Raw genomic sequence first — 10,061 nt, forward strand, 5'->3', positions numbered from 1 at the left:
TGCTGTGCCATGTTGTAAAACATTCGTTAACGTCGTCGCATCTACTGCCTCGCCAATCGTGAACGCTACATCATCGCCCGTTTTTTCACTAAATATGTCCACTAACATCTTTGTATCTACTTTATAAAAATCATCATTTTTAATCGTCCATTGCCCTGGATAAACTTTATCTATGCATTCGTATACAATATTACTATCATTTTTTTCTTTATCCGTCGCAAAATCTTCAATGCTTCCTTGAATCGCGACACTTAATATAACGCCTAATATTGTTGAACCAATCAAGAAAATAATAATAAAAATTATATTTATTTTTTCACCTAATTTCATTCGTTATAATCCTAAAAATCTATTTCATAATAATTTCAGGAACATAGTTATAAACTTAGAACCTTTAGAACTAACTCACAAACATTTTTAATTTTTTTTACGGAAATAACGCTAATCAGTTCATTGGAATCATAAAAAGATACCTAGTTCTCCATTTTCATTTATGACAGATAAAATTTTATTTTCCCCAATATTCGATGATTGACTTTCGTGAATCACAGGACTATTCTTATATAAATACTAGGTTATACATAGGGGGATATTTACATGACAACAATTAAATCTGACGGAGAACATACAAAAATTTATAATGACATCGGCGAGCAAGCGTTTGCGTCAAATGTTGTGAATGGGAATGGCCTAAATCCAAAAGAATTGTTAGAAGCATCATTGGCACTGTGCCACGTATTAGTAACGAAAAAATTGTTAACGCGTGATGGTATTGCTTACGATGCAGCAGATATTTCAGCAACAGTGGAAGCAACGAAAGATCCTGACGGTAAAAATCATTTTTCTGACTTCAATGTAACTTTAACGTTACCGAAACATTTAGAAGCAGATTATATTCAAAAATTACTCGTATCTGTTGAACGTGCATGTACGATTGGTAATACATTACAAGCAAATGCTCGTATTCACGTGACACAAAAATAATAATAGAAACAAAAAAGGAGCCGACACATCTCGTGTCAGCTCTTTTTTAATATTAGTCGTTACTTGGAAAAGCAAATGTAGAACCCGCTTCATGATCTGATGCTAACCAACGTTCTGAGATTGTTTTCGTCTTCGTGAAGAAACGTGCTTGGTCTGGCCCAAACATATGCCCTTCACCGAAACGAGAACCTTTGAAGCCAGCAAAGTTGTAATAGCCTACAGGAATTGGAATCGGTACATTGACGCCAACCATACCGACATCAATTTCCGTCGTAAATTTACGAGATGCATAACCATCATTTGTGAAAATCGTTACGCCATTTGCTAGTTCATGTTGATTGATAAGCGTAATCGCTTCCTCTAATGAAGCAACACGAACAACGTTACGCACGGGGCCAAATACTTCTTTTTCATAAATTTCAGTTCCTGGCTTCACATTGTCAAATAGTGTAGGACCGATAAAGAAACCGTTTGATGATTTCGCAATTGCTGCTTCTCGACCGTCGCAAACAAGTGTCGCGCCTTCTTCAATTCCTTTTTCAATCGCACGTAAAATTTGTTGCTTCGATTGCGCCGAAATGACAGGGCCAAAGTCTGTATCTGTTTCTGTATATAACCCGACCTTTAACGCATCAATTTTTTCTTTTAAAATCGCTACGATACGATTGGCCGTCTCTTCACCGACAGCCACTAAATTAGAAATCGCCATACAACGTTGTGAAGCTGCACCATAGGCCGCACCAATAAATGCGTTGGCCACTTGTTCAAGATCCGCATCAGGCATGACGATCATATTGTTTTTACCGCCTCCAAGTGCTGTTACACGTTTACCGTATTTCGCACCTGTTTCGTAAATATATTTCGCAACGGGGGTCGAACCAACAAATGATAACGCTTGAACATCTGGGTTTTCTAACAACTCATTCACAGCCTCTTTATCCCCATTCACGACCGTCCAAATACCGTCTGGTAAGCCCGCTTCTTTCCATAGCTCACTAATATAGAGCGCTGTCATCGGTACTTTTTCAGATGCTTTTAAAATAACAGCATTGCCGACAGCAATAGCCATACTCGTTTGTGCAAGAGGTACCATAATTGGGAAGTTGAACGGTGAAATGGCAGCAACGACACCTAATGGGTATTTGGCAGAGTATGCATTAATGTCTCCACCGACATTCACCGAATATTCGCCTTTCACAAGATGCGGTGCACCGATTGCTAAATCGACAGATTCAATACCGCGCGTAATTTCGCCATTCGCATCTTCAATCGTTTTACCACTTTCTGTACAAATAATATCGATAATTTCATCTTTACGTTCTGTTAGTAAGTTGCGGAACTTTAGCAACACTTGTGCGCGTTTCGCAACAGATGTATCTCGCCATACTGGAAATGCTTCTTTCGCGACATCAATCGCCGTTTGTACTTCTTCCTTCGTTGCAAGCGGCACTTGTGCAATCACTGCTCCTGTCGACGGATTGTATACGTCGTTAAAACGGCCACTCTTCCCGGCTACTGCTTGTCCTCCGATAAAATGCGTTAATGATTTTACTGAAACTGTCTCTGTCATCTTTATTTCCCCCTATACATTTAGTGAAAGATTAAAAGGCATATATGGTAAATCATGTGCAATCGATACTTGTTCGTAGACGATATTTCCTTCGTATACGTTTAAGCCTAAACGAAGCGGCTCATGTCGGTCTAATGCTTGGGCTACACCTAGATTCGCTAATTGTAGCGCATACGGAATCGTATTATTCGTTAAAGCAATTGTCGATGTACGTGGCACAGCGCCTGGCATATTGCCGACTGCGTAGTGCACGACGTTATGACGGATATATGTCGGATTTTCATGCGTTGTGACGTGATCTGTCGTTTCAAAAATACCGCCTTGGTCAATCGCGACATCGACAATAACAGAACCTGGTGACATTGCTTCAACCATTTCTTCAGATACGAGCTTCGGTGCCTTTGCGCCTGGAATGAGGACTGCACCAATGACTAAATCCGCTTCAGCGACCGCTTTCGCAATGTTAAATGGATTTGACATTAACGTTTGAACAGACGTTCCGAATTGCGCGTCTAACTCGCGAAGACGCGCAGGGTTAATATCTAAAATTGTCACTTGGGCACCCATACCGACTGCGATTTTCGCAGCATTTTCTCCTGCTTGTCCACCACCGATAATGGCTACTTTACCTCGTTCTACACCTGGAACGCCACTTAATAAAATGCCTTTACCACCATTGATTTTTTCTAAGTATTGGGCACCAATTTGCGTTGCCATACGACCAGCTACTTCACTCATCGGTGATAATAGTGGTAATGAACGGTCTGGCAATTGCACCGTTTCATACGCAATTGCTGTGACGTTGTTCGCAATAAGTGCTTCTGTTAATGCACGGTCAGCCGCTAAATGTAAATACGTAAATAAAACAAGGCCTGGTTTAAAGTATTGATATTCTGACGCAATCGGCTCTTTTACTTTTAATACCATATCAACGTTCCATGCTTCTGCTGCTGTCTCTACAATTGTAGCCCCTGCCGCTTCATACAAATGATCTTCAAAGCTAGAACCTACACCTGCTTGACGTTCGATTACGACTTCATGTCCTGCAGTTACAAATGACACGACGCCTGCTGGAGTAATCGCAACTCGATTTTCTAATACTTTCACTTCTTTCGGAATACCAATGCGCATGATGTATACCTCCTATTGATGTGCGTCAAACGCTTGTACGAGCGCTTCGACGATCATATTTTTTTCTTCTACTGACAACACAAGTGGTGGCGACAATGTAAGCACATTGTTAAAGCCTGCTGTCGTCGTTCCATTTTTACCGATAATGACCCCCTGTTGTTTACAATGTGCAATAATCGCATTCGTATAACTCACATCTACGGGTTGTTTAGACGATTTATCTTCTACAAGCTCAATCCCAATTAATAAACCTTTTCCTCGAATATCGCCTACTTTTGAATGATTGCCTAAACGCTCTGTCAGTTCTGCTAACAAAATGCTGCCGAGTTCCTCGGACTTTTTAAATAACTGTTCGCGCTCCATAATGTCGATATTTTTTAGTGCGACTGCACATGCTGCCGGGGAACCGCCGAACGTATTTACATGGCGGAAGAAATCATATTCGCCAGATGACATAAACGCTTCGTAAATATCGCGTTTTACAGCGGTTGCAGAAAGCGGCATGTACGCACTTGTTAACCCTTTTGCCATCGTAATAATGTCTGGTTTCACATCATAATGTTGGAATCCGAACGGTTTACCTGTACGACCAAAGCCGTTAATGACTTCATCGACAATAAGCAATGCGCCATGTTTATCACATACTTCGCGAATGCCTTTTAAATAATCATCATGGGGGAACAAAATACCGCCGCCTGTAATAATCGGCTCCATAATGATTGCCGCAATCGTTTCTGATAACTCCCATCTCATCGTACGATCGACTTCTTGTACAGATGGTAAATCTGTTGGTCGCGCTGCTGTTTCAGGATAACGATACGTATCTGGAGGAGAAACGTGAATATGACCAGGCGCAAGTGCTTCATATTTAAATTTACGCTGTGCTTGGCCAGTTGCAGCAAGTGAGCCAGCCGTATTGCCATGATAAGCACGATAACGAGAAATGATTTTCGTACGTTCTGCTTGGCCAGTTTGCTTATGATATTGGCGGGCAATTTTAAAAGCAACTTCATTCGCTTCTGAACCGCTATTCGAATAAAAAATCACGTAGTCGTCTCCAAGCAATTCATTGATTTTTTCACTGAGTGCAATTGCTGGTGTATGGCCGATAGAAAGCGGTGTATAACTATTTTTCAATAGTTGATCGTATGCTGCTTTCGCAATTTCTTCACGACCATAACCGACATTTACACACCATAATCCGGCCATCGCATCTAAATAACGATTTCCATCAATATCTGTAAGCCAGACGCCATCTGATTGCTCCACGATCATCGTATTTTGTGGATTGTAAGGGCTCATCGCGTGCCATACATATTGTTCATCTTTTGTACGCCAATCTGTATCGGTCATATGTTTCATTCATTTCTCCTCCTTTAACTTGATAAGCTAAGTATGCAATGTTTTTTGAAACGTTTCATTAGTCATAATGTAAAATGGTTTTATTTGGTTACTAAACAAAAAGACAAATGAAAAAGCCTGTCTTTCATTTAGACAGGCTCTTCTAATAGCTGCAACATAAGTTCGATGGCAAGACGTTTATCACCGACAAAATAGTCTTTCCCTAAAAATGATTCAATTTTATCGAGGCGATGATACAACGTTTGACGCACGATAAATAATGCTTGCGCCGTTTCTTTCTTCTGCCCATTGTGCTGTAAATAAACTTTTAACGTTTTAACTAATTGTCTATTGTTCAGCGCATCATAGTCTAGTAATGGTTTTAAAAACTGTGCCGCATAATCAATTAATAGTGGATTTTTCCGTAACTCTAACACCATGTGCTGTAGTGGAATATCTTCAAAAAAATATGAAATGTCAGGCGTCTCTTTACGAATTTTGACCGTATTCAGTGCCGTTACATAGCTATCTGGTAATTGATGAAAATGCTCAACAATCCGACCGATACCAATAGTCATACGCACTACATCGTCTGCCAATGGTGGCTTCGTTTGGCGTAATTGTTCGACTACAGTTTCAAGCCGTTTTTTCATATCGGTCGTCCGCCACATATCTGCCACTAAAAAAATAAGATATTGATCAACTTCAAATGAGAGACAAAAAAAGCCATTCTTTTCTAATGTATTACGCAAAAACATTTTTTGATACGTTAACTGTTCTTTTTTATGTTGCACTTGTATCGATTGAACGAACGCACACCATCGTTTATCTAACGTCTTTGGTGCATGTTCTTGTAAAAATTGCGTTGCTTCACGCTGCGTCATGTCTCCTTGCATCCATCTCGTTAACGTCGCGCGATTTTCGTTTTCTTGACGTTGATCGATATACAAATCACGCAATATATAATTAGAAAGCGTAACGACAGTACGGTCTAAAATGAGGGCGTCAAACTCTGTAAGAGGGCGATCTAAATGATAAATCGATAACGAGCCATAATAGCGCTTCATCAAAATGATGTCTTTTGATAACAATTGATCGGACTGCTGTTGTTTTAATGTAGCATATTGCTCTTTTTTAATATTCGGTAAATAAACAGGTTGTTCTCCTTGTAATTCCAAGACAACGTAAACATTTAAATATTTTTGTAAATGCATCAGCAGCTGATCGTAACTCGTAATATGTAACGCTAGCTGTTGAATCGTTTGTGCATATCTTTCTAACCGTTCTAACAATTCATATTGCTGATGAATCAACTGTCGATGAATGTCTTGCGTAATTTCTACAAAAGGCACAACGTCTGAAAAAGTCATCAGTGGAAATGCTAATTCGTTGGCACGTTCAATGACTGCTGTAGGAATCGTTTGAATATGCTCCCCAAGTTCAACACAAAGTCCAGCGGCTTCACACGCTACTAATTTATCAATAAAACATAAAAAATCCGCTTCTTGACGAATATGAATCCCAGTCGTTAAAATGAATTCTTGTCCTTTTAACAATGTTTCAATCGATAGCGTTTCTAAAATATGAATCCACTTAAAAGGACGATGCAGCGCTTCATGTCCTGCTAACACTTCAGCTTGCTGAAAATGTTTATGCGCTAAAATAGATTGAACGGACATTTCGAATGTGTTCATACAATTGACCCCCTCTACACCCTTTCATAATCGAACATAAATATTTTTACAAAATATATATTTTCTAACAATTTATATTATATAAGAGACATTATGTAAAATACAAAAAAATGATATGTTCATTTATATACAATAGATGAACATATCTAATAAAATAATAGACATTTTGTACAAAAGTAAAATAATTTAACTAAAAAAATAAGCTTCCTCTATCGGAAGCTTACCTTTATCATTCTATATCTGTATCTGGTTTACGACGCATACTTTCTTCTAAACGTACTTTTGCTTCAATTGCGAGCGCTCGTTTTTGTTTAATGATATATGCGATATATAAACAAGCAACGATGACACACGTAAATAAAATTTGCGAACGGAATGCATCAATAAAGAACATTGAAACCATAAGCGCGATTACTGCAAGCATTGTGGCATATGTTAAGTAAGGGAATAACCACATTTTAACGACCAACTTTTCAGGCGCTTCTTTTTCCATTTGTCTGCGCATTCGTAACTGAGATAGTGCAATGATAAAGTATAAAATTAATGTAATAGCACTACATGAGTTCAACAAGAATAAAAACACTTTATCTGGAGATACGTAGTTCATGACAACCGCAATATATGAGAAAAATGTTGCTGCTAAAATCGCATACACAGGTGCACCTTTTTTATTTAATTTTAAGAAAAACTTAGGTGCATCGCCTTTATCAGCCATTGAAAATACCATACGTGATGTTGCGTATAATGCTGAATTTAAACAAGAAAGTACAGCTGTTAACACAACAAAGTTCATAATTTGAGCTGCTGCTGGAATATTAACATATTCTAGTACTGCTACATATGGGCTTGTTAAAATACTTGAAGATGACCATGGCAATAACGTAACAACGACTGTAATCGAACCGACGTAGAAAATTAAAATACGCCACGTAATCGAGTTCGTTGCTTTCGTTACTGCTTTTAATGGATCCTTAGACTCGCCAGCGGCAATGGCAGCAATTTCTGTTCCCATAAATGAGAAAATAACGGTCACGACGCCCATTAATACCGCACCAAAACCATTCGGTAAAAATCCACCATATTCAAAAAGATTCGTAATACCTGTACCATGAGAACTTGGTGCTAAACCGAAAATGAAAAATGCACCTAATCCTAAAAATACGATAATTGTCGCCACTTTAATTAATGAGAACCAATACTCAAATTCTCCGAATGCTTTTACTGAAATTAAATTTGTCATTGTAAGGGCAACTGTTAGCAATAAACTCAAGAGCCAGAGTGGAATTCCGTCATACCAATATTGGATAATGGCAGCGGCAGCAGTTGCTTCTAAAGCAATCGCGATAACCCAGAAAAACCAATATAGCCATCCAATCATAAATCCTGCTAGTGGGCCAATGTATTGATGTGCATAATGCGCAAAAGAACCACTCGTTGGATTAACCGCAGACATTTCTCCGAGCATACGCATGACGAGAATAACAATAATTCCGGCCAATACGTAAGATAAAATCGCTCCTGGGCCGGCCATATGTATAACTGAACCACTTCCCATGAATAAACCTGCTCCAATAACCCCCGCAATGGCAATCATTGTCATATGTCTTTGTTTCAAACCTGGTTGTAACTTGTTTGGCTGCTGTTCCATCCGATCACTACCTCTCTGTTTGAAATATTTTATCTATTATTAATATACCATAATTTTCTGACTATTATTTTTAACATTATGACAAATAAACACGATGAATCATTATACGTTTCGACCATTTTGTTGTGTAAACGAGCATAATTTATACATGAAAATGAAAAAGGGTTTTTACAATTGATCCACATATTATATTCCAATAAAAAAAGCGCTACGTTTCCGTAGCACTTTTACTATTGCAATGTCGTTTGATATAAATTTAGTAATTCATAGCAACGATCACGTGTGTAACTTGCTTCTGTACTCGCCGCCGCAATTTCTGGGGCATAATCCCCTGGATAATTGTAGGCATCACTGACGTTGTTATCACGGTCTTTTATCCACTGACGTTGTACATTACGTAATGCGTTAAAGTCGCTCGCAGATAAACGTGCTTTTAACGTGCCATAAATATCATTCAATAATTTATCCCATTGTGCATGACTTGCTTTATAGCCGTTTAACATCGGATCGTATGTATCCATTTGTGTCCCATCAATCGCTTCAACGGGTGCGTCATAATTACGAGCGATAGATTCCGCCGTATTGTAGTAAGTTGCATACATGTTCGTTTTCGATGGTGCTGTTTGTGTAGTAGTTTGCGTTGTTTGTTGTTTTGACGATGCAGATTGTTGCGCTGCCTCTGCTTTATCTTTTAACTGCTCGACTTGTGTGGCAACACCTTTTACTAAACCGTCTGTCGCTAACACTTCTTGCGCTTTTTTAATCGCTTTATCGTATTCATCATCATTTAATAATTGTTTTACTTTTACAGCTTTCTCTAACTGACGAACATATTTTTTCGTCGTCGCATCGTCTGGCTCTTCTTCTAATGCTAATTCAAATGAACCGAGCGCTTTTTCCATATCAGCATCAGCAAGTGCTAATTTCCCTTGTTCTGTCGCTTTTGAGAAAGTTGATGTTTCTTCTGCTGTATCGGGTTTAATTGTCGTATTGCCACAACCGGCAAGTAATGCACCTGCTAGCAGCAAAAATGATAGTTTTTTCATAACATTGTCCCACCTTAATTCAATTAGTTATAGCGTATCATTGGAACAATCTTTTACACAATACCTTATTTTTGTAATCATTTAATACATCTAGCATATTTGTTCTATTAATCTATATCCAAAATATATTATAATAAGGATAAATATTACAAAAAGGGGGTGATTTTATGAAAAATAATTCATTCAAGAAAATTAGTTTTTGGACCCTCTTGTCTACATGTGCTTTGTCGCTTACAGTCGGGTGTAGTAGTGCGTCAGAAAGTGCGAACAATAACGCTGCCAATGATGATACTGAAGAAAGTGTTGCATTAGAGGAGAAAAAAGAAAAAACACCTTCTGCAAAAGCTTTGAAAAAGAAAGCCCTTGACTTTCCATTAGAAATTTTAGATGTAGATATCATTTCACAAACAGACGATGAAAGTTATAAAACGTTGTATCCAGATATGATCTCGACAACGGTTAAAAACAATACCGACGTCGATATTAAAAGCTTTACGATTGCTTACGCTGCTTGGGATAAAAATAATCTTCCCGTTAAAATTAAAGGGAATATTGATTTTTCAGATGGACGTTATATCGCAAGAGTAGGCGCAGAAGATATCAATTTAGTCCCTGGTGACACGTATGGGGAAGATAGCGGTTATGAA

8 protein-coding genes and 1 pseudogene are annotated in these 10,061 nt (G+C 38.4%); 2 read left to right on the forward strand and 7 right to left on the reverse strand.

The features are described from left to right. A pseudogene (locus KMHG_RS17980) lies at window positions 1–330 on the reverse strand (hypothetical protein); the annotation flags it as partial. Window positions 331–597: 267 nt separating this feature from the next. Here KMHG_RS17980 and KMHG_RS12335 point away from each other — a divergent pair. Then, on the forward strand, window positions 598–984 hold the full coding sequence (locus KMHG_RS12335; RefSeq protein WP_010289937.1) for an OsmC family protein: 387 nt from the start codon (window positions 598–600) through the stop codon (window positions 982–984). 52 nt (window positions 985–1,036) lie between these two features. Here KMHG_RS12335 and KMHG_RS12340 read toward each other — a convergent pair whose 3' ends face one another. The 6 genes from KMHG_RS12340 to KMHG_RS12365 all read right to left on the reverse strand — a co-directional run bounded on the left by KMHG_RS12340 (window position 1,037) and on the right by KMHG_RS12365 (window position 9,414). Continuing rightward, on the reverse strand, window positions 1,037–2,554 hold the full coding sequence (locus KMHG_RS12340) for a CoA-acylating methylmalonate-semialdehyde dehydrogenase (protein ID WP_010289938.1): 1,518 nt from the start codon (window positions 2,552–2,554) through the stop codon (window positions 1,037–1,039). Between the two features lie 12 nt (window positions 2,555–2,566). After that, window positions 2,567–3,685 carry an alanine dehydrogenase gene (gene ald, locus KMHG_RS12345; RefSeq protein WP_010289939.1) on the reverse strand — a complete coding sequence of 373 codons (1,119 nt, stop codon included), beginning with the start codon at window positions 3,683–3,685 and terminating at the stop codon, window positions 2,567–2,569. Window positions 3,686–3,697: 12 nt separating this feature from the next. After that, window positions 3,698–5,047, reverse strand: a complete 1,350-nt coding sequence (locus KMHG_RS12350; RefSeq protein ID WP_010289940.1) for an aspartate aminotransferase family protein — start codon at window positions 5,045–5,047, stop codon at window positions 3,698–3,700. A gap of 128 nt (window positions 5,048–5,175) precedes the next feature. Beyond that, on the reverse strand, window positions 5,176–6,720 hold the full coding sequence (locus KMHG_RS12355; RefSeq protein ID WP_010289941.1) for a PucR family transcriptional regulator: 1,545 nt from the start codon (window positions 6,718–6,720) through the stop codon (window positions 5,176–5,178). Between the two features lie 229 nt (window positions 6,721–6,949). Further along, window positions 6,950–8,368 carry an amino acid permease gene (locus tag KMHG_RS12360; protein ID WP_010289942.1) on the reverse strand — a complete coding sequence of 473 codons (1,419 nt, stop codon included), beginning with the start codon at window positions 8,366–8,368 and terminating at the stop codon, window positions 6,950–6,952. A 230-nt stretch (window positions 8,369–8,598) separates the two neighbouring features. Further along, window positions 8,599–9,414: a lysozyme inhibitor LprI family protein gene (locus tag KMHG_RS12365; RefSeq protein ID WP_010289944.1), complete on the reverse strand. Its 816-nt coding sequence runs from the start codon at window positions 9,412–9,414 to the stop codon at window positions 8,599–8,601. Between the two features lie 167 nt (window positions 9,415–9,581). Here KMHG_RS12365 and KMHG_RS19290 point away from each other — a divergent pair. Next, window positions 9,582–10,061 (forward strand): DUF5780 domain-containing protein (locus tag KMHG_RS19290; protein ID WP_010289945.1); only part of this gene is annotated, 480 nt, incomplete at its 3' end.

The organism is Kurthia massiliensis (genome assembly GCF_000285555.1).
GTDB classification, from domain to species: Bacteria; Bacillota; Bacilli; order Bacillales_A; family Planococcaceae; genus Kurthia; species Kurthia massiliensis.

Bases quoted from the DNA above. Each gene is read 5' to 3' on its own strand.
- KMHG_RS12335 (WP_010289937.1), top strand. From the start codon at position 598: ATGACAACAATTAAATCTGACGGAGAACATACAAAAATTTATAATGAC.
- KMHG_RS12340 (WP_010289938.1), bottom strand. From the start codon at position 2,554: ATGACAGAGACAGTTTCAGTAAAATCATTAACGCATTTTATCGGAGGA.
- ald (WP_010289939.1), bottom strand. From the start codon at position 3,685: ATGCGCATTGGTATTCCGAAAGAAGTGAAAGTATTAGAAAATCGAGTT.
- KMHG_RS12350 (WP_010289940.1), bottom strand. From the start codon at position 5,047: ATGAAACATATGACCGATACAGATTGGCGTACAAAAGATGAACAATAT.
- KMHG_RS12355 (WP_010289941.1), bottom strand. From the start codon at position 6,720: ATGAACACATTCGAAATGTCCGTTCAATCTATTTTAGCGCATAAACAT.
- KMHG_RS12360 (WP_010289942.1), bottom strand. From the start codon at position 8,368: ATGGAACAGCAGCCAAACAAGTTACAACCAGGTTTGAAACAAAGACAT.
- KMHG_RS12365 (WP_010289944.1), bottom strand. From the start codon at position 9,414: ATGAAAAAACTATCATTTTTGCTGCTAGCAGGTGCATTACTTGCCGGT.